Source organism: Pseudoalteromonas sp. AS71, assembly GCF_038900275.1.
Classification (GTDB): domain Bacteria; phylum Pseudomonadota; class Gammaproteobacteria; order Enterobacterales; family Alteromonadaceae; genus Pseudoalteromonas.
The window spans coordinates 19,007-42,731 of sequence record NZ_JBBMQZ010000031.1 but is presented as its reverse complement, the minus strand read 5'-3'; the positions used below and the strand labels follow the sequence as shown (position 1 = coordinate 42,731).

The 23,725-nt window shown below is 37.9% G+C and carries 26 protein-coding genes; 12 read left to right on the top strand and 14 right to left on the bottom strand.

Features of this window, described 5'->3' with window-relative positions; genetic code table 11:
* The first annotated feature begins 83 nt into the window (after positions 1 to 83).
* The gene (locus WNY98_RS18795; protein WP_342876605.1) at positions 84 to 1,106 is read left to right on the top strand and encodes a hypothetical protein; all 1,023 of its coding nucleotides are present in this window, start codon (positions 84 to 86) and stop codon (positions 1,104 to 1,106) included.
* Positions 1,107 to 1,110: 4 nt separating this feature from the next.
* Here WNY98_RS18795 and WNY98_RS18790 read toward each other — a convergent pair whose 3' ends face one another.
* A complete protein-coding gene (locus tag WNY98_RS18790; RefSeq protein WP_010553668.1) occupies positions 1,111 to 1,353 on the bottom strand; it encodes a hypothetical protein in 243 nt (80 codons plus the stop codon).
* A gap of 208 nt (positions 1,354 to 1,561) precedes the next feature.
* On the opposite strand from WNY98_RS18790, the gene WNY98_RS18785 reads away from it, so the two are divergent.
* Entirely contained in the window at positions 1,562 to 2,011 is a 450-nt protein-coding gene (locus tag WNY98_RS18785; protein WP_342878637.1) for an isoprenylcysteine carboxylmethyltransferase family protein, read from the top strand.
* A gap of 87 nt (positions 2,012 to 2,098) precedes the next feature.
* Here WNY98_RS18785 and queC read toward each other — a convergent pair whose 3' ends face one another.
* Complete coding sequence (queC, locus tag WNY98_RS18780; protein WP_002960416.1) at positions 2,099 to 2,755, bottom strand: 7-cyano-7-deazaguanine synthase QueC; 657 nt, start codon at positions 2,753 to 2,755, stop codon at positions 2,099 to 2,101.
* Between the two features lie 145 nt (positions 2,756 to 2,900).
* Here queC and queE point away from each other — a divergent pair, with 145 nt between their 5' ends.
* Together queE and WNY98_RS18770 are read left to right on the top strand one after the other, a co-directional pair.
* Complete coding sequence (queE, locus tag WNY98_RS18775; protein ID WP_342878641.1) at positions 2,901 to 3,566, top strand: 7-carboxy-7-deazaguanine synthase QueE; 666 nt, start codon at positions 2,901 to 2,903, stop codon at positions 3,564 to 3,566.
* Between the two features lie 285 nt (positions 3,567 to 3,851).
* Entirely contained in the window at positions 3,852 to 4,595 is a 744-nt protein-coding gene (locus tag WNY98_RS18770; RefSeq protein ID WP_342878636.1) for a class I SAM-dependent methyltransferase, read from the top strand.
* A 209-nt stretch (positions 4,596 to 4,804) separates the two neighbouring features.
* Here the strand turns inward: WNY98_RS18770 and WNY98_RS18765 are convergent, their stop codons facing one another.
* The 3 genes from WNY98_RS18765 to WNY98_RS18755 form a co-directional block, all read right to left on the bottom strand.
* Positions 4,805 to 5,425 carry a hypothetical protein gene (locus WNY98_RS18765; RefSeq protein WP_342878635.1) on the bottom strand — a complete coding sequence of 207 codons (621 nt, stop codon included), beginning with the start codon at positions 5,423 to 5,425 and terminating at the stop codon, positions 4,805 to 4,807.
* A gap of 83 nt (positions 5,426 to 5,508) precedes the next feature.
* Positions 5,509 to 6,132 (bottom strand): hypothetical protein, encoded by a 624-nt coding sequence (locus WNY98_RS18760; RefSeq protein WP_342878634.1) that lies wholly within the window; start codon positions 6,130 to 6,132, stop codon positions 5,509 to 5,511.
* Positions 6,133 to 6,136: 4 nt separating this feature from the next.
* A complete protein-coding gene (locus WNY98_RS18755; protein WP_342878633.1) occupies positions 6,137 to 7,108 on the bottom strand; it encodes a hypothetical protein in 972 nt (323 codons plus the stop codon).
* A gap of 678 nt (positions 7,109 to 7,786) precedes the next feature.
* Here WNY98_RS18755 and WNY98_RS18750 point away from each other — a divergent pair.
* On the top strand, positions 7,787 to 8,305 hold the full coding sequence (locus tag WNY98_RS18750) for a GNAT family protein (protein WP_342878632.1): 519 nt from the start codon (positions 7,787 to 7,789) through the stop codon (positions 8,303 to 8,305).
* A 513-nt stretch (positions 8,306 to 8,818) separates the two neighbouring features.
* Here WNY98_RS18750 and bcp read toward each other — a convergent pair.
* Both bcp and WNY98_RS18740 read right to left on the bottom strand, forming a co-directional pair.
* Positions 8,819 to 9,298, bottom strand: a complete 480-nt coding sequence (bcp, locus tag WNY98_RS18745; protein WP_002963124.1) for a thioredoxin-dependent thiol peroxidase — start codon at positions 9,296 to 9,298, stop codon at positions 8,819 to 8,821.
* 11 nt (positions 9,299 to 9,309) lie between these two features.
* A complete protein-coding gene (locus WNY98_RS18740; protein WP_002963123.1) occupies positions 9,310 to 9,843 on the bottom strand; it encodes an ACT domain-containing protein in 534 nt (177 codons plus the stop codon).
* Positions 9,844 to 10,202: 359 nt separating this feature from the next.
* Here WNY98_RS18740 and bamC point away from each other — a divergent pair, with 359 nt between their 5' ends.
* Both bamC and WNY98_RS18730 read left to right on the top strand, forming a co-directional pair.
* Positions 10,203 to 11,264, top strand: coding sequence for an outer membrane protein assembly factor BamC (gene bamC / locus WNY98_RS18735; RefSeq protein WP_002963120.1), 1,062 nt, complete (start codon positions 10,203 to 10,205; stop codon positions 11,262 to 11,264).
* A 66-nt stretch (positions 11,265 to 11,330) separates the two neighbouring features.
* Positions 11,331 to 12,701, top strand: a complete 1,371-nt coding sequence (locus WNY98_RS18730) for a YjiH family protein (protein WP_294120827.1) — start codon at positions 11,331 to 11,333, stop codon at positions 12,699 to 12,701.
* Positions 12,702 to 12,730: 29 nt separating this feature from the next.
* Here the strand turns inward: WNY98_RS18730 and WNY98_RS18725 are convergent, their stop codons facing one another.
* Both WNY98_RS18725 and WNY98_RS18720 read right to left on the bottom strand, forming a co-directional pair.
* On the bottom strand, positions 12,731 to 12,877 hold the full coding sequence (locus WNY98_RS18725) for a DUF2897 family protein (protein WP_076915758.1): 147 nt from the start codon (positions 12,875 to 12,877) through the stop codon (positions 12,731 to 12,733).
* An 87-nt stretch (positions 12,878 to 12,964) separates the two neighbouring features.
* Positions 12,965 to 13,501 (bottom strand): acyloxyacyl hydrolase, encoded by a 537-nt coding sequence (locus WNY98_RS18720; protein ID WP_002963116.1) that lies wholly within the window; start codon positions 13,499 to 13,501, stop codon positions 12,965 to 12,967.
* A 245-nt stretch (positions 13,502 to 13,746) separates the two neighbouring features.
* Between WNY98_RS18720 and WNY98_RS18715 the strand changes: the two genes are divergently transcribed.
* Positions 13,747 to 14,340: an ABC transporter substrate-binding protein gene (locus tag WNY98_RS18715; protein ID WP_342878631.1), complete on the top strand. Its 594-nt coding sequence runs from the start codon at positions 13,747 to 13,749 to the stop codon at positions 14,338 to 14,340.
* A gap of 241 nt (positions 14,341 to 14,581) precedes the next feature.
* Positions 14,582 to 15,919, top strand: coding sequence for an ankyrin repeat domain-containing protein (locus WNY98_RS18710; protein ID WP_002963113.1), 1,338 nt, complete (start codon positions 14,582 to 14,584; stop codon positions 15,917 to 15,919).
* An 82-nt stretch (positions 15,920 to 16,001) separates the two neighbouring features.
* On the opposite strand, the gene WNY98_RS18705 is transcribed toward WNY98_RS18710, so the two are convergent.
* Genes WNY98_RS18705 through WNY98_RS18685 form a run of 5 tightly spaced genes read right to left on the bottom strand, consistent with a single transcriptional unit; the run spans position 16,002 to position 19,521 of the window.
* Entirely contained in the window at positions 16,002 to 16,445 is a 444-nt protein-coding gene (locus WNY98_RS18705; RefSeq protein ID WP_002961460.1) for a DUF2069 domain-containing protein, read from the bottom strand.
* Positions 16,442 to 16,996, bottom strand: coding sequence for an NAD(P)H:quinone oxidoreductase (wrbA, locus tag WNY98_RS18700; protein WP_010555076.1), 555 nt, complete (start codon positions 16,994 to 16,996; stop codon positions 16,442 to 16,444). The genes WNY98_RS18705 and wrbA overlap by 4 nt, the downstream gene beginning before the upstream one ends.
* Complete coding sequence (gene arsC / locus WNY98_RS18695; RefSeq protein WP_182196880.1) at positions 16,996 to 17,343, bottom strand: arsenate reductase (glutaredoxin); 348 nt, start codon at positions 17,341 to 17,343, stop codon at positions 16,996 to 16,998. The genes wrbA and arsC overlap by 1 nt, the downstream gene beginning before the upstream one ends.
* 53 nt (positions 17,344 to 17,396) lie before the next feature.
* Entirely contained in the window at positions 17,397 to 18,854 is a 1,458-nt protein-coding gene (locus WNY98_RS18690; RefSeq protein ID WP_342878630.1) for a M48 family metalloprotease, read from the bottom strand.
* 1 nt (position 18,855) lies between these two features.
* Complete coding sequence (locus WNY98_RS18685) at positions 18,856 to 19,521, bottom strand: hypothetical protein (RefSeq protein WP_002961456.1); 666 nt, start codon at positions 19,519 to 19,521, stop codon at positions 18,856 to 18,858.
* Positions 19,522 to 19,666: 145 nt separating this feature from the next.
* On the opposite strand from WNY98_RS18685, the gene WNY98_RS18680 reads away from it, so the two are divergent.
* From WNY98_RS18680 to WNY98_RS18670, 3 genes are all read left to right on the top strand, one after another.
* Entirely contained in the window at positions 19,667 to 19,885 is a 219-nt protein-coding gene (locus tag WNY98_RS18680; RefSeq protein WP_002961455.1) for a sulfurtransferase TusA family protein, read from the top strand.
* Complete coding sequence (locus WNY98_RS18675; RefSeq protein WP_342878629.1) at positions 19,878 to 20,954, top strand: AI-2E family transporter; 1,077 nt, start codon at positions 19,878 to 19,880, stop codon at positions 20,952 to 20,954. The genes WNY98_RS18680 and WNY98_RS18675 overlap by 8 nt, the downstream gene beginning before the upstream one ends.
* 135 nt (positions 20,955 to 21,089) lie before the next feature.
* Positions 21,090 to 23,345, top strand: coding sequence for an aminotransferase class V-fold PLP-dependent enzyme (locus WNY98_RS18670; RefSeq protein WP_342878628.1), 2,256 nt, complete (start codon positions 21,090 to 21,092; stop codon positions 23,343 to 23,345).
* The last annotated feature ends 380 nt before the right edge of the window (positions 23,346 to 23,725 follow it).

Here is a 23,725-nt window from a genome sequence, read left to right as displayed (position 1 = left end):
CGTACATGTGATCTAATTACGACATTGATGACGTAATGTGTTCATAGTTTATATCGCACACCGCGAGTTTATTTGGTTTATTTATGTCAGATAACAAGAGTCACATTAATCATTTGCTTAGCAATGAGCAAAAATGGCAACACAGTTACGAGCAACCTATTTCTTATGCACCCCTTGTGCAATTGGCTAATAGTAGTTGGGTGGTGCCACAGCATTTTTTACGTTACAAGCACACGCTTGAAAGCGTAAACGAAGTGCTTGAGAGTATTGAATTTTCGGCTCACTTTAGAGTGCTTGCTGCGCAAAAAGGTGAAGAAATTTACTTGCAAGTAGCAGTGCTCAGCCCAGATAACTATCAAAAAAGTGCATCTACAAATGAAGGCAAAGCCAAAAAGCTATTATTTGGCCGACGCTGGATAGTAGAGGAAAATTTACCTACTTCAGAGCTTATTCAAACAGCATTTTTAGCGTTAAAAGTAGCGCGTGAACATGAAGTAAGAGAGCTTTTTCAGTTAATGCAAAGCGGCGCAACAAGCACGCCATTTAATAACCACCACGATTTACCTGTAATGGCGCAAAACCCCGAGCTTGTTAAAAGTGTAAGTGCTGAAAGCCATGTAGATGAAGTACTTAAACGTATTGTATTTGCAGGAAAAAGTATTGAGCTTAAAAGTCAGCAGCAAATAGCCAAGCAACATTTATATACTGTTGAGCTGTTGTGTGAGAATTGCCAACTTAGCGAGTTTAATAACAAAACTATTTCGTTTTTAACAGCAGATCCATCAGCTAATAGCTTTTTGCACGCCTTAATTACAGTATTGGTAGCCACAAGCAATGATTACGTAAACGAGCAATTTAAGTACAAAGGTTTTGCCCGTTTTAGTAAGCACGTTGTGGTTGAGCAAATAGGTAACTTAAGTATCGCTATGCGCTCGCCAAGCACCGTAGGGCTTTGCTCTATGGGTAAGCAACATGCAAATAAGTTAAACTTTGAGATAGACAGTGGCCGAGCACCACAGGGCTGCGGGCAAGCTATTGGTGGGTTTTTAGCTGCTCATGGCATTGAGCAGCCAGAAAATGCTCATTTATATCCAAATTACTTATAACAACTTAAAGTTTATTAATTTCATCTTTAACGTTAAAGCTAGAATCAGTAACAATAGCCTCAAGTGTTTGTACACGCTCTTTTAATGCAAGCACTTGTGCGTTTGTTTCAGCTAATTGTTTATGGGCATCGCTGTTGTTGTTTTGCATTTTATGCTTAAACTCAAGATGCTTTTTATACATATCGTAAACCACTCCTGAGCCAACCGAAATTAGCACAATAAGTACAATCATCGTAGTTCCAGACATAACCTCATTCCTTATCATTTTATTATTCGTTTATGGTTAAAGTATAACCTTTAAGCGCTTTTGATAAAGCTGACAATTGTAACTTAATTTGTATAGCTTAATTAAGCTCAGCTTTGAGCGTGTTCATCATTTATACACTTAAGATATTGTTTAATGGCTGCATAGCCACCATATAATAAACATACTTTAGCCAATACAGTGAGTTGCCATGTTAAATAATAAAATACCTCCCGTTATTGTTGTGCTGTTTTTTGCAGGCATAATGGCGCTTATTGCGCATTACAGTGTTATTGATTTCACCGCATTTATTACCTACTTAGCAGCAAGTTTGGTCATTATAGGGTGTGTTTTTTGTATTGCAGGGGTGGTGAGTTTTAAAATAGCAAACACCACAGTAAACCCTAGTAAACCTGAGCAAGCGTCAAAACTTATTACGAGCGGCATTTATAAAATTTCCCGTAACCCAATGTATGTGGGTTTTGCATTTATTTTAGCTGGGTGGGGTATTTGGTTAAGTTCTTTGTGGGCACTTTTATGTATTGTCGGGTTTATTGCGTATTTAACGTTTTTTCAAATAATACCCGAGGAGCGAGCGCTCACTAAATTATTTGGCGAAGAGTTTACCGCTTACAAAGCGCGCGTAAAACGCTGGTTATAATCTCTACGTTAAAATTAAACAAACAAAAAAGGCTATCGATGATAGCCTTTTTTATTTGTAGCAACTGTATTACTAATTAATTGCTGCTTATTCGTATTCTAACGGGTCTGTAATGTTATTTAGTGCAAATGCTTCAAGGCGTTCTTGGCACGCGCCACATTTACCACAGGCCTTTTCACGGCCGTTATAACAAGTCCACGTTTGGCTGTAATCTAAACCCATTTCAATACCGTCGGTTAAAATACCAATTTTAGTATTGTTTAAGTATGGGCTAAAAATTTCTACAGCGTCGTAATTAGCAATACGGCACACATCATCCATTTTTTGCACAAATTCAGGACGGCAGTCGGGGTAAATAGCATGATCCCCAGAATGAGCACCGTAATAAACTTGGCTAGCTTTAAGTGATACCGCGTAACCAACCGCAAGCGAGAGCAAAATCATATTACGATTAGGAACAATCGTACTTTTCATGCTTTCTTCCTCGTAATGGCCTTCTGGCACGTCAATATCATCAGTAAGAGATGAGCCACCAATAAGCTGGTTAATCGCCGAAATATCAACAATTTTATGTGGAACGTTTAATTTTTCACACACACTTGCTGCTACTTTAAGCTCTTTTACATGACGCTGACCATAGTCAAATGATAGGGCATATACATCATGGCCTTGTTGCAGGGCTTTATTTAATACGGTAAATGAGTCCATACCGCCGGAATAAATAACAACTACTTTTTGCGTCATATCTGTTTTGCTCTTAGTTTTAATAGAGGTTTATATCAGGGCGCGATATACTACACGGCCGCAGCTTAAATAACAATTTTTGCACAGCGCTTTTTGGTTTTTTAATAGTAGCAATTTGGCTGCTAGGTAGTAAGTGAGATTTCTTTTGTACAAAATTAATGAAGTGTTTGAAACCATCCAAGGTGAAGCAAGTTTTACTGGCACACCTTCAATATTTTTGCGCCTACAAGGCTGCCCAGTAGGCTGCTCTTGGTGCGACACCAAGCAAACGTGGGATGTTGATAATGTATATAAAGTATCGCTGGACGAAACCGTAGAAAAAAAAGCCGACTCAGATCATTGGGCTAACGCCAGTGCAGAGCAAATTTTAGCGTTGTTTCAATCGCGTGGGTATACCGCAAAGCATGTAGTAATTACTGGCGGCGAGCCATGCATGTTTGATTTAAATCCAGTATGTAACTTATTGCACGAACACGGCTTTAGTACACAAATAGAAACCAGCGGCACGTTTGAAATACTCGCCCCAGTGCAAACATGGGTAACGGTATCGCCAAAAATCAATATGCGCGGCGGTTATGAAGTACTTACCAGCGCAATGAAGCGCGCCAACGAAATTAAACACCCCGTTGCCATGCAAAAGCATGTTGAAGAGTTAGAAGAATTATTTGCTAAAACAGGCGTTAATCCTAAGCTTGTTTATTTGCAGCCAATAAGCCAAAAAGTATCAGCAACAAAACTAGCAATCGACACCTGTATTGCCAAAAACTGGCGCCTATCAATACAAGTACATAAGTATTTGGGAATTAGTTAAAGCCCGCTTAAAATTATAGTACGTAAGTTGGGTAGAGCGTAGCGAAACCCAACGAACCTCCAATTTCACACCGTTTTATAACAACTCTCTATAATATTTAAATACACAGGCCGTATAAGCGAAGCGCCATCCGACAACCCTGTACTTTATAGCCTGAACTTTATAGCCTAAAATTTATATCCTAGAATTACATCTACCTTAAAGCTCATATCTTCTTCGTTAATTGTGCTAATTAGTTTACTATGCGCGACTTAAAAATATTCTACTACTTACCACTAGGCTTATATGTCCGCAAATGCACTCTACACCGACCTTTCTGATTACTATGACTTAATGTGTGCAGATATTGATTATCAAGCCCAAAGCAATTCTATTCACAGGCTGCACCAAATTTTTGGTAATGGCGCAAACACCCATCTTGATTTAGCGTGTGGTACCGGCCCGCATGTACGCCACTTTATTGATAACGGTTATAAAAGTAGTGGGCTTGATTTAAACCAGCCAATGCTCGATAAAGCAAAATTTCGTTGCCCAGAAGCGCAATTTTCGTTGCAAAACATGAGTGAATTTAAGGTAACTGAGCACTTGGATTTAATTACCTGCTTTTTGTATTCAATACATTACTGCGACGGAATTGATAAGTTAAAAGAGTGCCTTGCGAGTGTGCATAGCGCATTAAATGTAGGTGGGATATTTTGCTTTAACACGGTTGATAAAAACAAAATCGACAGCGATTCATTTGTAGAGCACACAGCAACAAGCGAAAATAGCTTCTTCACATTTCGCTCTGGCTGGCACTACAGTGGCACTGGCAGTAAACAGTTATTAAAACTCAGCATAGAAAAAACCACCGCAGACAACACACTCGTATGGCACGACGAGCACCCAATGGTTGCTTTTAGTTATACCGAGCTTAAAGAAGCCTTAAAACCGTACTTCAAAATCCACATATTTGAACATGACTACGACAAAATAACCCCATGGGCAGAGCGCTCAGGCAACGCTATTTTCGTCTGCGTAAAAATATAAGTTAAACACTCATCAAGAAGAGATAAAAGGTTGGGCAGAGCGTAGCGAAACCCAACGAACCTCCATACCCACGGCCCCAATAACCCCGCATTATATATTTGAAAACGTAGGTCGGATAAGCAAAGCGCCATCCGACACAGTAACTTATTTAAATTTCGGCGAATATAAATAGCTAATTAATTATGATGTATGAAGTCAAAATTTGACCCCTATGGTACTTTAGAAATATTATCTTCTTTAGCTACCCAAATTGAAACAAGCTCTTGAGCATTAACGTATTCTGGATTTTCAGCTAAAAAGGAAATGGCAATTTTGGCTTCTTCAATAGAAGTTAGCTTTAAATTGCTTCTGTTAAAATACGCAGTAAGCTTTTGTTCTTGTGTTTTAGTCATATTATCGTAGTTGTTTGCAACCCAATATACGATGTGAATTAATGCTTCTGTATGTTTATTTTCCATGCGCAGTATATTAGCTAAATCTACATGCACTGTGGCATCCAGCGCAAGTACTTGTTTGGCAGTGAAACCTACATAATTTGCATGTTTCATATATGACATTTTTTGTTTTTGAAGCAATTTCCATGCTTCATCAAATAACTTATTTTTTATAGCAACTTTTGCATTTTTTTTCAGTTCTGCGGCTTTGCCTAAATGATCCTCAGTAGTAGTGCTACTAAACAACTCCCCTGTATATTTAGATTCTCTCAGTCCACTACGAGAAACTATCTTTGTATCAGGTTTTCTAATCTTCTTATTAATATCTCTTTTTTGCTTTAAAGCTATGAAATATAACAATAGAAAAGCCCCGAGTAGAACTAAAATAAAAATCATCAGAATCTATCTTCCTTATATAGATATTATATTGAATATAAGATTGTTGAATTCAGTAAATGAAGTGTAAACACAAAATAAATTTAGCTCTTAGTACCGTCTGGACTTTTATTTAAATTTTCTACAACTTCTCTATAATATTGCTCTTTCAACTTTTTACGTTCTTCTAACTCTATTTTTTTCTTGGGCAATATTTCACTTGGATTGCAATACACTGATGCTTCTGAAGGAGGTAGTCCAGCCAAAATTCTCAGCTTACTTGCTAATTCTAATGCTTGAATCCCTAATTCAGTATAATGAAAATGCCGAGCATCGAAGCCTTTATCATAAGTTGGTAGATCATCATACTCAAATGCTGCTGATATTATTTCATTCGCATTTTCTATTTTATTCGGAAAGTTTAAAATCTCATACATCAATTTGTGCGGTAGTGATTTCCATTCTACATCTAACTTATAAGGGTCAAAGCTTGGTGGTTCAACTTGTGCAATCGCATAGCCGTTTTTATCATATTGACCACATACAGTTCCGTTATCATTAATTACATCTATGCAGCCATATACAAAACGATCAAGCTCACATACGACCCGAATAGAAAGGTATTCATATTCTTTTTTACGTTTTAAGTGTTGAAGATACCAATCTTTAAATATGCCCAAAACAAAACCAAGACAAACACCTATTAACCCATATGTGGCTTTATCCATAAATCTAAAACTCTTCTATAATTGCTAAACTTTTTTCTGACTCTATTAAGAATAATATTGTTGAAGCAGTCATATGAAGTGTAAACGAGGCTAATGATTCGGGTATATCTACAGTCTGTAAACCAGCCCCATGAGGACCATTTTTGTTTCTTATAGTTGGTATACTACTTTCAAGCAATGTTCTTAAAGAAGTCAATTGAGATTGTAGATAATCTGGAAATAACTTATTTTCAAAGCATATTTTAATTAAACCACTAGCACTTGCTTTAGTTTTAGCTTTATTCTCAGAAGATTCAGTTGCATTTGCAGACGTGTCGTAAAGCCAACCTTGTTTATGAATGATCACTTTCATTACACTCTCAAAAGCTTTGTTACACTCAAGAATAGCAGTGCCATTTTCGCCTTTTCTATATGCTTCATGAGCCTTTAAAAACTCGGTTTCTGCACCTACATACTCTTTTTGATTAAGTAACCTTAAAGCTGGTACAACAGCTTCTGCGTGTATGATCTCAGAATCAATTCGGATAATTTCATTATTTAAAAATTGATAGCCAACAGCATTTTCTTTAAATCTAATGTTTAGCTCGTTTATAGCTTTTTCAGCATCATCTTTACTGAATACTGTGTCATAACTGTTTATAGCTTTAAAAATCAGCTCAATAACGTTGAGGTTTTGATTTAAATCTTTGCTCTTGGTAAAGAAAGTTATAATTTCTAAGCTTGGTACACCCCTAGTTTCATAGCCGTTATGGGGGAGTACAAACTCGCCGTTCTCTCTACATAGAATTTTATGGAAGTAAGCATATACAGGATAAATTTCCTCATTGTGGCAATCCTTGTAGTCACCAAGCACATCATTCCAAATATGAATAATTTGATTTTTCAATTTATTCGGTAAATGTTTATATTGGTAAACATCAACTTGATCACCGTTCAATCTAGCTTGTCGTTTAGAGTAAGTTTCATAGACACTCATTTAAATTCCCTCTTAAATTAACTTTTTAAAGACTTAATATTACACCAGTCATGTTTTTTCTTGCCGCCAGAATATGTAACAGCTAGCTTATTATCAAGTAATTGATTTGCAAGTGATACACCATCTAAGAATACATCAGCCACTATTACTTTAGCTTCTCTTAGCTTTTGAACTGTGAATTGCTTTGCTTTTCTAGCTAATATTTTTTCATTTTCACATTTTCATTTTCACATTTTGCCCTTAACTCAGGCGTGTCGATATTAGCTACTCTAACACTTATATTCTCACCAAAAATTCAGGGCATATCACCATCAAGATTAACTCGAAATGTGTCTTCATCGTAAATACTTACAATTTCAGATACGTTCAAATCCCCATATTTTTTTGCTACTGACAATGGTACGAATAGAAGAGTTAAAATGAAAATAGAAAACCAAAGTGGTCAAATCTTGACTTCATACATCAAAATTATTGTTTGCTTATTTATCCCTCGATCATGCTCTTACTTAATCAAATTTGAGTATATAGCATAAAAACGTTGCGCTAGAGCAATACTTGTCTGTGTCTTTTTAATAGATCAAAGGCTATTCAGCCGTTAAATGAGTTTGGGGCGACTTAAGAGTGAGCTGTAGTCTTAAACTTACAACTATAAAAATTAATACTCACAAGGAAGAACACTTGCATATCCAAATTGCAGAACACATTAAGCTAGCTCCTTTAGTGGAAAGCGATGCTGCGGACATTTTAAAGACTGTTAATTTAAGTCGGGTAAGTTTAGGTGAATTTTTGCCTTGGGTAGAAGGGGTAAACAATATTGAATCAGCTAAAAAGTACATACTCGACAGAGTAAACAGCGGGCTTAATGGTTCGCGGTGGTTTAAAATTTATTACAAAGATAATCTGAGTGGTATTTTTGCAGTTAAGTCTATTTGTCCTGAGTTAAATGTAGCGGAGCTTGGTTACTGGTTAAGTAGTGACGCACAAGGAAATGGTATTATTAGTCAAGTAATTACAAGAGTGCCAAGCATACTCAAAAATACAAGCGCTAAAATAATTGAGTTTAGATGCTTAGAACAAAATGTAGCTAGTATAAAAATTGCTTTAAAATCAGGTGCAAGTTTTGTTGGTACTATTCCAAACTTTGTATCGGTTGATAATACACTACAACAACTTCATATATATCACGTGGCTTTATGAATAACCCTGAATACCACACCCTCCAGTAATAACTCCGTCTATTTAATTACTTTTCTCATCAATCTCTTTCCCGCAATTATAACAATTGTTAGTTGGGAGCTTATAACTAGAAATAGAGCGTATTACTTGGTTTTTCTTACAGGCAGGGCAGGTGTAATTAATTACAGAAATTATAAGCGCAATAGCAAAAACAAAACTACCGATATAAAACGGGTTTGAGTAAAATTGCATACTTGGCTCTGAAAAATTAAAACCGATAATACAGATGATTAAGGCAGTTAAATAAAGTTTAAATTTTAGGTTTTTATTCAAGGTTTAAATATCCAATTGGCAAGGTGCTAATAATAAGTGCTTTGGCAGTTTTAACAAATTATTTACTCAATTACTATTTAAGTTTTATATAGCGCAAATGTATAGGCATAAAAAAAGCGTTGCCCTTGAGCAACGCTTTTCTGTATTTGTCTAATAGCTGGTAGCTAACTTACTCAGCCGCTAGCTTACTCTGCTGCGAGATTACTCTGCCGCTAAATAATCCAACACTACTTGATGATGATCTTTAGTTTTAAACTTATCAAATAGGTGTTTAATTTTACCGTCTTGGCCTACTAAAAATGTTAGGCGGTGAATACCATCGTACTCTTTACCCATAAATTTTTTGTAGCCCCATACCCCAAATGCTTCTGCAATGGCGTGGTCTTCATCGGCTAATAAATCGAAATTAAGCTCTTTTTTAGTTTCAAAGTTTTTAAGGCGCTTAATTGGATCTGGGCTAATACCTACAACGCGGGTGTTAAATTTAGCAAGCTGTGCTTGCTCATCGCGTAGGTTTTCGGCTTGTACAGTACAACCCGGCGTTGACGCTTTTGGGTAAAAGTACACAAGCACTTGTTGCTCTTTTAACAGCTCGCTTAATGTTACTGTTTCGTCGTTTTGGTTTTGTAGGCTAAAAGCGGGTGCAGTATCGCCAGCTTGTAATGGACTAATTGTGTTCATGTTTAGCATCCTTAACGAATTCGTTTAAAAATATAATCTACGTTTAGCGTGTGAGAAAGGCTCTCAAAACTAATTTTAAATTGATCTATATCTACATCAACTGGAATATTAAATTCGATTTCACAACGCATTTTCATATCGACTTTTTCATCGAATGTATCTGACTTTAATGAACAAATGCTGATGTTGTTATCGGCAAAAAAGCGCGTAACTTTGCTCAATGTGCCAGGGGTGTCTATGCCAGTGTATTCTAGGGTGTAACCTGCACAAAACTCACTAGGAGTATGACTCGCTGTACGCTTCATCATGGTTAGTAGGCCAAGTTCCATGGCTTTAGTAGGCAGTACGTGCTCTATGCGGCTTATTGCCGACATGTCGCCGCTGAGTAGCATTATGAAGGTAAATTCGCAGCCTAAAATAGCAATACGGCTGTCAATAATGTTGCAGTGGCAGTCACTAACCAGTTGGGTTAGTTCACTTACAATACCGGGTCTGTCTTCGCCAATCGCTGTTAAAACAATTTGATGATTTGAAAATGCAGTCATGAGTTCAAATACCTTGTTACTTGGATTATATCAACCGAGTTGGCAACACCAAGAATACACACGAGAAGTTGCACGGCGGCGAAGTTTAACACAAAAAGGGCTCTAAACTACAGCACACGCTAATTAAGCGCTTTTAAAGTGCGGTGTTTCTTGTTTTTACTGGCACGGGAAAGTACCATAGCTAAAATTTGCTTATTTGCGCTTAGTTTTATTGCTAAGTAGAAGTGCTGAACTTTATTACATTTAGGCAGCCAAATAATAAATGTAAAGTTAATATTGATTTTACACTGAACCAAATCGGCATTACCCACTCATATATTTGTTAAAACAATTAAAGGGTATGCTAAGGAGAAATATCTGTGCAGTATTGGATCCCAAAAGCACTTGCAGTAAGTGTATTGGTAAGTTTATCAGGGTGTAGTGTATTTATTAATAAGGCACATGACGAACGTAACTATCGTACGCATGAGCCCGTAAAAGCACCAACGTCGTTATCTCAACCAGCTCAAGACCCAGTTTATAAAATGGATGTAGGTCAATACGACAACAATCCTGAAGCTACAAATTACCGCCCACCGGCACAAGTATTAACAATTGCTAAAGGCAGTTGGGTAGAAGAGACAGATAAACAAGCGCGTATTTATTTTGATAAAAACGATGGCATTGCTGATTTAGATGAATTTCTTTGGGATACGATTCAATCGGTACTTGCTGATAATAACGCGGGCACAACTAAAGAAGATAAGCTACTTGGTATCATTGAAACTGATTGGTACTCAATCATCAAAACAGAAGAAAGCTTTTGGTGGTGGGGCGATGAAGTTAACGATGATTTAGAAAAGTTTAGATTCACTATTGAAGAAAAGTCACATCAGCGTACTGCGTCTTTACGTGTAGAGCTGATAGATTTTAAAGGCGACCATACACTTACTGATTTGTTAAAGCAGCAGTTAGAAGTACGTGCGCTTAACCAAGTAGTGAGCGAGTTTGATTACCGTTACCGTCAACTTGAAGTTGATATGCGTAAACGCCAAGGTATTATTTCTCTTGAAATGGGCTTTGATAACAAAGGTAATGCAGCACTTGTAACTGAGCAATCTTACGAAGCTGTGTTTGATCGTTTCTCTGGCTTTTTAGAGCGCTTGTCGTTCACTATTGTTGAAATTAACCCAGATACGGGCTTAATTACTGCTGATTATACTAAACCGGAAACAAGCGTTTGGGATTCAATTTGGGGTGATGACGTAGCTCAACTACCTATTGATGAAGGCCAATACCAAATTTTAGTAAGTAAAACTAAAGAAGGCGGTACTAGCTTAACGTGGATGGATGACAAAGGCGAAACGCTTGAACCAGGTACTATGAATGGTTTACAACAAGCATTAGAAGCAGCACTCATTCAGCGCGGCATTAAAATTTAAATAATAATAAGTTTTACCACAAAAAGAGCGCTATGCTCTTTTTGTGGTTTTTATAGGTTAATAAATATGTCTCAGCTACCTCATCGTTCACACTATACGTGGCGCACTTGGTTTACTTTTTTGGTTCCTTCGTTAATTGGTGTGTTTTTATTTATGACACCCATTAGTACCTCGCAAGGGATGACCATTCCTATTGCCGTTATGGCAAAAGCGGTTCAAGCAATGATGCTTGGCTCTGCTCAAGCAATTATTACTCTCATTATTTGTATTACAGGGGTTATTTCTGTAATTACTAAAGTGTTTAAACCCGCCGCTATATGTAACTCACCTTTGTTAAAGCATTTATTTGACGTGAGCTGGACATGGCTGGTGGTACGCTTATTTGGTATGGCGTTTGGTTTAATGACGTACTTAAGCCTAGGTAGCGAGATGATTACCTCGGCCAATACTGGCGCGCTGGTATTAAATGACTTATTGCCAGTGTTGTTTTCGGTATTTATTTTAGCGGGCTTATTACTGCCGCTATTAATTAACTTTGGTCTACTAGAGCTTGCTGGTACGTTAATGACTAAAGTAATGCGCCCTGTATTTGGTGTACCTGGTAGAAGTGCGGTTGACTGTACTGCATCGTGGTTAGGTGATGGTAGTGTAGGCATTTTGATGACTGCAAGGCAGTACGATCAAAAGCACTATACACAACGCGAAGCGGCTATTATTGGTACTACGTTTTCAGCGGTTTCAATTACGTTTAGTTTAGTGGTGCTTGGGCAAGTTAAACTTGAATACCTATTTGCACCGTTTTACGCAACGGTATGTTTAGCCGGTATTGTTGCCGCTATTATTGTGCCGCGATTACCGCCACTGCGCTTTAAAAAAGACTTACTGATTGATGGTACTGAGCCAGATAGAGACGCTGAAACAATTCCGGGCCATAAAACTTTATTTGGTCATTCGTTAGATGTTGCACTCGCTAAAGCAGATAACTCAACGGGTGTTAAAGGTACTATAAAAGAGGGCGTACATAACGCGCTTGATATGGTATTTGGTGTGTTGCCAGTGGTTATGGCAGTAGGTACATTTGCACTGATCATTGCTGAGCATACGCCTATATTTCAGTATTTAGGTATGCCGTTTGTGCCATTTTTAGAGTTATTACAAGTACCCGAAGCGGCAGCAGCATCGCAAACTATTATGGTTGGTTTTGCTGATATGTTTATTCCGTCAATATTAGCAGCAGGTACTATTGAAAGTGATGTAACGCGCTTTATTATTGCAGCCATGAGCGTAACGCAGCTTATTTATATGTCTGAGGTGGGCGCACTTTTACTTGGCAGTAAAATACCGGTAAACATTTTAGAGTTGTTTATTATATTTATTTTGCGAACGCTAATTACTTTACCTGTTATTGCGCTAATGGCGCATTGGCTAGTAGGCTAAATTAGCATGTATTAAAAAGCCCTGATTAATCAGGGCTTTTTTGTGTCTGTTGCATTTTTAATATTGGCGTTGGGCTTTTTAAACTCCGTTTTTGCAGAGAGTCTAATCAGCGCAATATTACCAATGATAATGGCAAAAACAACGGCGACAATAATTACAATATGCCAAGTTTGCATAACCACTTACCTACTTTAAACAGGGGATAAGTGTGACTGTTTTACGCTATAACAGCAATTAAATTACTTAAAACACAATCAATAACGTTAAAAGCGTCTAGCTACCGAAAGTGTTAAAAAGTTAAGCCCTGGGTTTGGCTCTTTAAAGCCTGCGTTTGAGTAGTGAATAACTCTAAGAGCAACGTTAGTGTGGCCAAAGTCGGCAACGAGGCCTATACGGTCTTCAAACTGGTAGTGAGTGCTTATGTTTTTACCGGCAAACTGCGTCTCATCAATCAGTGATACACCAATTCCTGCTTCTACATAAAATGGGGTGTTGTTAAAACTAAAGGCAGGAAATTGCAGCACAGGTGACATAGCAAGTACTAGGTTTGATTGTGTTTCATCGCCGTGGCGGTATTCCCACATGTTTACGCTGGTTTCAAAGTAAAAGCGAGCATCGCCAATAAGGTTTTGCATACTAGGTGCATGATACTGATACGCAAGCTTAACGCCGTTTACGTTACCTTCGCCTTTGAGAAAATCAACAGCATAACCATGGTTCGATTGAGCAAAAGCAAGTTTGCCAAAAAGTGAAACTACTAATGCAAAAGAGATAATAAGTGTTTTAAGTGACGTTTTCATAGGTGCCAAATGTTTGTTTGATTTAAGTTGATAACTAAATGATAAGGGCGACCTATTAACAATTACAATGAGGACAAAATGCCGGTTGTATATGAGCTGTTAATGGAGATTTCTAACTGCTTGAATTTATTTTAGTTATTTAATTGATGCTGTTTGGGCATTAATAAGTTGCTTATTTGTGCCTTTTTTATTGCGTATAGTTCGCGTAAATTACAGCCATCTTAATCACACAGACATATACAATTATGAAACTCTTTAAACTATTCGTTTTAGCCACTGCTTTTTTTAGTAGTTCGTTATTTGCACAAACTCAGCAATCGCCAGATCAGTTACTTGAATCAGTAGCCGATAAGCTATTTGCAGACATTGGCCAAGTAAATTCAAAAGGCACAGCAAGTAAAGACGCGATGGCCGCCATTATTGAAAAACGTTTAATGCCGCATATTGATGTTAAGTTTGTGTCGTTTAAATTATTAGGTAAGCACATTAAAGGCATTGAGCGCGAACAGGCTGTTAAATTTATAGATGCAGTAGAGCATTACTTAACGGGCACATACGCTGGTGCACTAATGAAGTACACAGGTCAAAAAGTAGTGTTTGAGCGTAATAACGCAAAAAGTGACTCTGAGTACGCAACAGTTAACACACAAATTATTGAGCCAAATGCGCCTACAATCGACTTAAGTTTTAAGCTTCGTTTAGGTAAAAATGATGAGTGGAAAGTATACGATATTGTTGCCGAAGGTATTTCACTATTAAGTGCTAAGCAAAAAGAGATTATTCAACGCATTTCTGAAGTGGGTTTAGATCAAGTTATTAGCGAGTTAAAAAGTAAATAAACTATTTGTCTGGCTCTGATTAAGCCCAACTCCAACCTCAAAAACGGCCAATTACTTATGTACTTGGTCGTTTTTATATTCTTGTCTACGGTAATCCTAAAGGATTGTTGCTATTGCGTAATTTTGCGCTAGCAGCAAAACAAAGGTGTGCTAGAATATCGACACTTTGATTAAGCGTGGTGTCAGCTAAAAACTGATATAACTTACCACCCCCAAGCCACACTGGAGTTGTGTTGTTTTAATGGAAAATGTACTGATTTGGCCAAAGGAATACCCATTACTTATTAAAGGACTGGTAGAACAAAACGGTGCCTTTATTTTAGATGCTTTGGAAGCTTGGCCTGCTTGTCGTTCTACAAATGAAGACGATGGTGTATGCACCACCGTGTTACCGCCTATTTATTATTTGGCATGGTTAACCCCGTTAGAGCCATTTGAAGAATGTTATTTTCAACATATCTCTGAATATGACGAAGACGCACAAGCGTATATTAGTGCGGTTAAAAGCCATTACTACGATAATGAATACACCCCTGAAAGCTTAGTGCTTATGCTATGCCAGCGCCTTGAAAAATACGCAAGCGTGGCGGCGCAAAACACCATAGATACGCCACTGTCTTTAGTTGATTTGTTTTTTAGTAAACGCTATTTCACGTTAATTGAGCATGCGTTAAATAATAAAAGTAAACTCTCGGCAAAAGATACATTAGCCCTTTGGAAAGAAGTTGATTTTAGAGAGCGCTTAAGTGCATTTATACCCGAGTCTGTTGCTGATTTAGATATGCTTTCTGAACTTGCTAGCGAAAAAGTAGCGGCGGGTAAAGACTACTTTACGTTGCTTACACAGGTTTCTCCTGATGTTGACTCTGTTGTACTGCTAGAAAAAGCATTATTAACGCACTTACGTAAAAAAACAGCCAAGCAAACAATGGCCATGCGTTTTATTGAACAAGGCGCCACAGGCGTTCTTGCTGACGAGAACAATAAAACAGCCTTCATGTGGGCCGCCGAAAAAGGCTATGTAAATGTGGTTGAAACGCTACTTGCAAAGCAAGATAAAAAAGCGGTTGATAATTTAGGTAATACAGCGCTTCATTACGCTGTATTTGCTAAAAATGAATCGTTAATGGTGCTGTTAATTAAAGCGGGTTATAACTTTAGAGCGCGCAATAAAGAAGGCTTAAGTTGTTACCGTTTGGCGGTTAGTATTAAAGCCAATAACTTAGTTAAATGCTTAGAGCGTGACTTTGGTATTAAAGAGCTTTCGCCGGAAGGGCAGTTTGATCGTATTAAAAAAGTACATGTGCTGCACGCTATTGTCACTATATTGCTGCCTTTGCAGTTGTTCTTCTTTTTTGATGAAACACTCTCAATTAAAAGTGAGCTGACGCTGGGTTTAACCATGGTTGCAGTGATTTGTTTTTTCTTTGCGACCACTTTAAAACGCTGTGCGTTATATCCACATATTAAACACCCTTGGGGTTTGTTTGTGCTTAGGGGCTTTTCGTTTATTAGCTTAATTGCTCAAATAGGGTTAGCGAGTATTGTGGTACTAGCAGCCTTGAGTGATTTGGTTTAGTCACTTTTAAACAGTTAATAAAAAACGCGCTTAAAGCAATTTAAGCGCGTTTTTTGTATTTATATCCGTTTATGGATAAATATTATTTATTGTGCTCATTTGCTGCTTTTTCTTCAGCTAATTCTTCTTTAAGCTTACGGATTTTTAAACCCTGTTCTTGTCCGCGATGCCTTGCATAATACGTACAGCCGATAAACATTGAAGAGGCAAACACAAGCTCTAACAATACCCATATAAGCTCATCAGGAGCTGCCCAAAGCATGGTTAAGCCGTGTATAAAATACAGCATTACAATAAAGTTAGCCCACGCATAAGTGTAAGTATAGTCTTTTATTATGCCTCTTAGCGGCAGTAGTAATGGAATAATAGGCACAAATAAAGACACTAAACTCGCATTACCATTTAAAGGTGGTACAAAATACATCCACAGTGGAATAAGAACAAGTAAACCTACATAGCCAAATAGTGCGGCACGCTGAAATTTTACTGTAATTGGCTTTTTAGCTGGGTTGTCAGCTGTATTCATTTAAGTTTTCTCGCAATGTGAGTAAGGCGTTTACCAACGCTTTGGCATATTTTAATTTCGTCTTTACTAAGTTGTGCACTATTAGCGCTGCCAGCAACGTGTGTTGCACCGTATGGTGTTCCACCTGTTTGTGTTGCAAGTAGTTCGGGTACATCGTACGGCACGCCCAGTAGCATCATACCGTGGTGTAATAGTGGCAGAGATAAGTTAAGTAAGGTTGCTTCATTACCACCATGCATACTGCTTGATGACGAAAACACACACGCTGGCTTATCTATTAACTGGCCTTTTAGCCACAAGTCGCTGGTGGTTTCCCAAAAGCTTTTAGCTTGGGAGGCCATCATTCCAAATCGGGTTGGTGTACCAAATGCCAAACCATCGCAGTTTATTAAGTCATCTTTGGTGATCACAATGTCGTGCGCATTTTTAGCCACAAAGGTGCGAAGTAGTGCGCTAGCACCTTGTTGCTCTATCGACTCTGCTATTTCGTGAGCCATTGCTTCAACTGAGCCATGGCTTGAGTGATAAAGCACCACTATGGTTGCACTCATTATAAAACGCTTAGTACGTTTTCTGGTGGGCGACCAATCGCGGCTTTATTGTTATTAACCACAATAGGGCGCTCAATTAGTTTTGGATTTTGTACCATAGCATCTATTAATGCTGATTCATTGCTTTCATCTTTTAAATTAAGCGCTTTGTAGTCATCTTCTTTTGTGCGCATTAATTCACGTACGGATGAAAAACCAAGTTGGATTACAAGCGTTGCAATTTGCTCGTGTGTAAGAGGGTTTTTTAAATACTCTACAACACTTGGCTCTATCACTTTACTTTGCAGTAGTGCTAGCGTTTCGCGTGATTTAGAACAACGTGGGTTGTGGTAAATAGTAACAGACATAAAATGATTCCAAAGTGTGAATTGCGTCTATTTTAGGGTAAGCGCTTGCAGACTTAAAGTCTTGCAAGCTCTTTTTGTAAAAGTCGATACTGGGTAAGTAGTGCTTTTAAACGTTGTTGCTTTACAAGTTGGGTAGGCTCTACAAAGTTAAGTGCTTTTTGTACTTCGTCTGCGGCTTTTAAATAAGCGCCATATTGCGCTAATACATCGGCGTTCGCTTCGTGATAAGAGGCTAATTTATCTTGTTTTTTATACGCATCAGCAAGGAGTTGTTTGCCTAAGTTGTGGTCGGGCTTTTCGAGTAAAAAACTCTTTAAAATATTTTCAGCAAGCTCATATTGCTCAGCTTCGAGAGCTGCATTGGCATAGTTAAGCGTAATTACCTGATTATTAGGGCGATACTGATTTAAATCAGCTAAAAACTTAACGGCTTCATCTGCCTTTTCTTGTGCGATAAGTAAATCGGTATGGGTATCTATATAAAATAAGTTTTTAGGATCGTTTTTTAAAAGCTCGTCTAATATTGGCGCTGCTTCATCAAGCTTTTTTTGATCAAGTAAGCTTATGGCTAAGCCATACTTTAATGCAGTATTGTTGTAACTGTTTTCGCGCAGTAGTTTTTTAAATAAGTCTTCTGCGTTTTCTGGTTTGTTGTCGTAGCGGGCAAGCACTCGACTTTTTGCTAAATTAAATTCAAGGCTCGCATTCATAAGACGCACAGGAAATTGCTCTGCACGCAAACGTACGTCTGACACTCGGCTCTCTGGCAATGGGTGAGTAAGCAAAAATGCAGGTGGCTTGTATTTATAACGAATTTGCGCTGCAAGTTTAGTTAAAAACTCACTCGATGCACGTGCATCAAAACCAGCATTATTAAGTGTTTGCATGCCTATGCGGTCAGCTTCTTGCTCAGCTGAGCGGCTATGTGTTAATTGGCTAAAAGCAGATTGTGTTTGGCTTGCTGATATAATGGCAATACCCGCGTCGGGTGCAACAACGGTTGCTAATATACCAGCAATCATACCGGCAATGGTCAGTGCGCTGTTATCTTGTTGCTGCTGTATTCTACGTGCTAAGTGGCGCTGTGTTACGTGAGCAATTTCGTGACCAAGTACCGAAGCAAACTGGCTCTCGTTATCTGCTTGCGCTATTAATCCTGTGTGCACTCCAACATGGCCGCCGTAAAAGGCAAATGCGTTTATTTCTGAGTTATTTATCCAAAAAAATGAAAACGGAAAGCGTACATCGTTAGCATTAGCAACAAGTTTACGGCCAATAGTGGTGAGGTATTCATCTAGCACAGGGTCGTTTATAACTGGCGATGAACCTCGTATTTGCATCATCATTACTTCGCCAATGGCTTGTTCTTTTTCAAGTGGCAGTGCTTGTAATGCAGATGTTCCTAAGTCAGGAAGAGTAAAGTTAGTTTGCGCTTTTAAAGGTTCGCTTACTAATAAGCTAAACGTAAGCGCGGCGCTGCATAAAGTGATAAATGCTGATTTTAGCTGCATTTTATTCCTTGTTAATTTGTTCGCCAATTGCAATTTTGGCTATGTCTATTTCGTCACTGCTTGCACGGCTGTCTTTTTCGCACAATTGGTATAGTTCTTTTATTGTGACTCCATCAAGCTTTACAACGTTCAATTCTCGCTGCAAAAAAGTAATAATTTTATGTACTACTTTATGTGCATGTAAAATAATGGCTTTATCTGCTTTGTCGCCCCGTTCAAAATAAAAGCCAATAAACTTATGTAACTGACTTATTCTGATCAGGTTTTTCATTGAATGTGGGTCCCACACTCTAAACTCCATAAAGCGATTATTTTTTATGTATTGGTCAACAATAACATCTTTAGCATAAGGCTGTGCCCAAAGCTCAAAGCCTCTATCGGTAAAAACCTGGTGCAGCGCAATACGTGGCTTATATTTGGTATGTATTTCACCAAAGCTGTCTTCGTGGCCTTCTAATAAATCTAAGTTCCAATTGCGTTTATCTATAAGTTGTTTAACCGCATTATCGAATCCATGATCTAAAATACCTTCTGATTCGCTTATTGATGAGGCAACAAGGTGATAAAAAGGAGGGAGTTCGCCCCAATTAATTTGCTTTTTAAACCAATTAATCTCTTTGAGTGTTGGATTACTTGGTAGTTGCGCTTTATTATGCGTGCCAGGCATTAACTTATCCTTACTGCGAGTTATGTTATAAGGATAAACTATTGCAGGTATTGTTTTAACAAAAAATTACAACGGTTTGCGTATATAAGTATATTGACCGTAAATATGCGACTTATTATTCATTTACTATACGGATAAAGTAGTTATGGTAGAGCGCGATTTAAAAGAGTTTAAATGCCCTCAGCAATTTGTGCAGTTTAAACTTGCGCTACGAAGTGCACAGTCATCAAAACAACGTATCACTTTTAGTCTTAATAAAGGTGAGAGTGCGAACGATATTGAACGTTTTTTGCAAAAAAATGCTTATAGTTACAATTTTGATAAACAACGTGGGTTGTTATTAGTGGAGCCATTACATGTTTGAATACGTAAAAACATGGTACGAAAGGAAGTTCTCGGATCCTCACTCGTCTACCTTATTATTTTTATTATTGGCCTCAGTAGCCTTACTTTACTTTTTTGGCTCGTTAATTGTCCCTGTGCTTGTGGCATTGGTTATTGCCTATTTACTTGATTGGCCGGTTGTTCATTTAGAGCGCGTTGGTTTAAAGCGTTTTAGTGCAACGATTATTGTAATGTTGATATTTATTAGCATTATGCTCACCCTTATTTTGGTTATTGGCCCAGTGCTTTGGAAGCAAACCAGTAACCTAGTCCAAGAAACCCCGCATATGTTAGAGCAGGGGAAGTCTTATTTAATCGCTTTACCAGAACAATACCCAAGTTTGATTAGTATTGAACAAGTACAAGCTATTGTTGCAACAGTAGAAGCTAAAATTATTGAGTTTGGTCAGGTTGTGTTGTCGTTTTCACTTACCTCTTTAAAAGATGTTGTAGCTTGGCTTATATATTTAGTACTTGTGCCGTTACTGGTGTTTTTTATGCTTAAAGACAAGCTAGAGCTAACAGGAAGTATTGCTAAACTGATCCCTCAGCAACGACGCTTAATTTTGCAAGTGTGGCATGAAATGAATCAACAAATTATGAATTACATTCGCGGTAAAGTGTTTGAAATATTAATTGTTGGTGGTGTGTCTTTCATTGCATTTACTGTTTTAGATTTACGTTACGCCGCCTTACTTGGTGTGCTTGTTGGTTTGTCGGTATTAATTCCATTTATTGGTGCTGCACTGGTTACTATTCCGGTAGCGGCAGTTGCGCTGTTTCAGTTTGGATTAGAAACACAGTTTTGGACTATTTTAATTATTTACGGAATTATTCAGGCACTTGATGGCAACGTACTTGTGCCACTGTTGTTTTCTGAGGCAGTTGATTTAAATCCGGTGTTTATAATTGTCGCGGTATTATTTTTTGGTGGCTTGTGGGGGTTTTGGGGCGTATTTTTTGCCATCCCATTGGCTTCATTAGTAAAAGCGCTAATAACAGCTTGGTCGTCAACACATGAAGAGATAAGTAAAGAGCTCAGTGAATAATTAAGTAAACAAACTTTTAGTTTAAAAAAGAATAGTAAACGCACCTCTAGTGCTAATTGATTATTACTCATTACCTGTAAATTTATGTACTATTGGTAATAAGATATATTTTTTAGTAATAAGGTGCGTTTTTTAATGTCTGAGTTTTTATTGCACGATGAGCCAGTAAAACAAGTTTACCTTGATGCAAACGCAACGACCCCTGTGTTGCCTTGTATTGCTGATGTTGTTTCTCATACCATGCAAATATGTTTTGGTAATCCTTCTAGTCCTCATATAACAGGTATTCAAGCCAAGCATTTATTAGAACAAACGCGTCAAAAAGCCCACACGGTTATTGGCGCAAGTAATGGCGATATTTTATTTACCTCTGGCGCAACAGAAGGCATTCAAACTGCGGTAGTTTCTACGCTAATTGATGCTAAAAAACACCCGATTAAAAACCCTGTATTGTTATATGGCGCAACTGAGCATAAAGCGGTACCAAATACACTTAAGCACTGGAATAGCGTACTTAACGTTAATGCTGAAGTGCTTGCTATTCCGGTTGATAGTAACGGTATTTTAGATTTAGATTTTATAGCAGAGCATATTAATAACGCTTTGATGATTTGCACCATGGCCGTTAATAACGAAACCGGTGTGTATCAAGATTTACCCGCTATTGAGCAGGTGATTCGTAGCCGTAATAAAAATGTATCGTGGATGGTGGATTGCGTGCAAGCGCTTGGTAAACAAGCACTCGCGCTTAGTGATACAACAATAGATTACGCACCTTTTTCGGGGCATAAGCTTTATGCACCTAAAGGTATCGGCTTTTTATACATTCGTAGTGGCAGTGCGTATACTCCTTTTATTGCGGGTGGCGGTCAAGAAAGTGGAATGCGTTCAGGCACCGAAAATCTACCCGGTATTGCAGGGTTAAATAAGCTATTTAGTATGTTGCTTGATAAATCAGACGATACATTTAAACCAAGTAGCATACTTAACTCTTATCGAAGCCAGTTACAAAACGCGATAAAAGACACCTTTGGCGATATTACATTCAACCATGATTTTGCTTATAGCGTACCTACCACACTTAACTTTGCTGTTAACGATTTAACGAGTAAAGAGGTGATTGATTTATTTGATGCAGCGGGCATTCGCGTAAGTGGTGGCTCGGCTTGTAGTACAGGCGCATCAACAAGTTTTGTTTTAGATGCTATGGGTGCAAGTAAGTGGCAAAGCGAAAACGCGATTAGGCTATCGTTTGGACCGGCTGCAACACAACATGATATTGATGATGCTTGTGTGCGTATTCGCGCTCTAAAAGCAATATTACAGGCAAACTGTTTAATCGTGTCTGACAGTACCACACCACAACAAGAAGTATGCGCACTGGGCCTTACTCAATTTAGGCATCAAGGTGCATGTAGTTGGCTTTATGTGAGCGATGATAAACACGCAGTTATAATTGATCCGATTATTGAGCTTATTCCGCGTTTTGAAAAAATAGCCAATACACAAAACTTAACTATATCAGCGGTGCTTAATACTCATCTGCATCAAGAGCGAGAGTCAGCGACTAATTTACTAACCAGCGTTCTTGCCTCAAGAGTTGTCAAAGGTGAGGTTGATTCGCTAGGTTGGCCGCTAAATACAGCAAGTATTAATTTGGCAAATGAAGCACTTGAAAAAGTAGCTACACCTGGGCACAGCAAAGATAGCGTAAGTTATTTATTAAAAAACAGTAATGGCGAAACGCGTTATTGCTTTTGTGGTGATTTAATATTGCCTGCTGGGCTTGGCAATACATCGCTCATAGGTGGCGACGCAAAAGCAATGGCTCGATCTGTTTTAGCAATGAGCAAGCAGCTTAAAAGCACCAGCATTATTTGCTCAGGGCACGACTACCAACAATGTTTTGCCATGAACTGGGCTGTACAGCAAAACCAAACGCCACTACTTGATGCGTTAGTGAGCGGCAGTATTTCAGTTGATGAATTTGCAATACAAAAACAGCAGTACGACGCTTCAAAGCAAATAAATAACACGCAATTGTGTGGTTATGTAAATGCATTACCTGAGGTTGATACACAGCAATTAAATTTTGATGACGCTAAAGTGATGTTAAACACCAGCGATACATATTTAATAGATACCCGCGAACAGTATGAACATGGAGCAAATAATGTTGCTCAGTTATTTAATACGCTAGATGAAAAAACATTAAATATACCACTTAGCAGAATGGCAAATGCGGTATTTGAAGGCCAATTAAACAAAAATAACAAGTACATTTTATTATGCCGTAGTGGTAACCGCTCAAAAATTGCTGCAACTAATTTAATGCAACTAGGATACAAAACTGTTTATAACCTAAGTGGTGGGTTGGCGCTTAGCAATTAAACAAAGATTGTAATTTATACAAAATCGGCTTTAGAGCCGATTTTTTGTTTTTAAGGTTTATTGCACGCAATGTAAACATGCACAGTAATTAGTTAATGAGTATAAAAAGTAATTAGTAGTACTTATGAAAATTCATGAATATTTCATTTTGATTGATTAAGCTATGCCGTTGCCTTTAAAATTGAGGGTAAATTAATTTATAAAATTTTTATGATACCGGTGTCAAAAGCTAAAAATTGCGTTATCATCGGCATCTAAAATTATAAAAACAGCACTTTTTTTGCATTTTTAGTTATACTATCGACGCTTTATTTTAGTATAAATAAGCAGTGTTAAGAGTTTTGCTTTTATAAAAAGCATTTTTAAATCAATTGATTGAA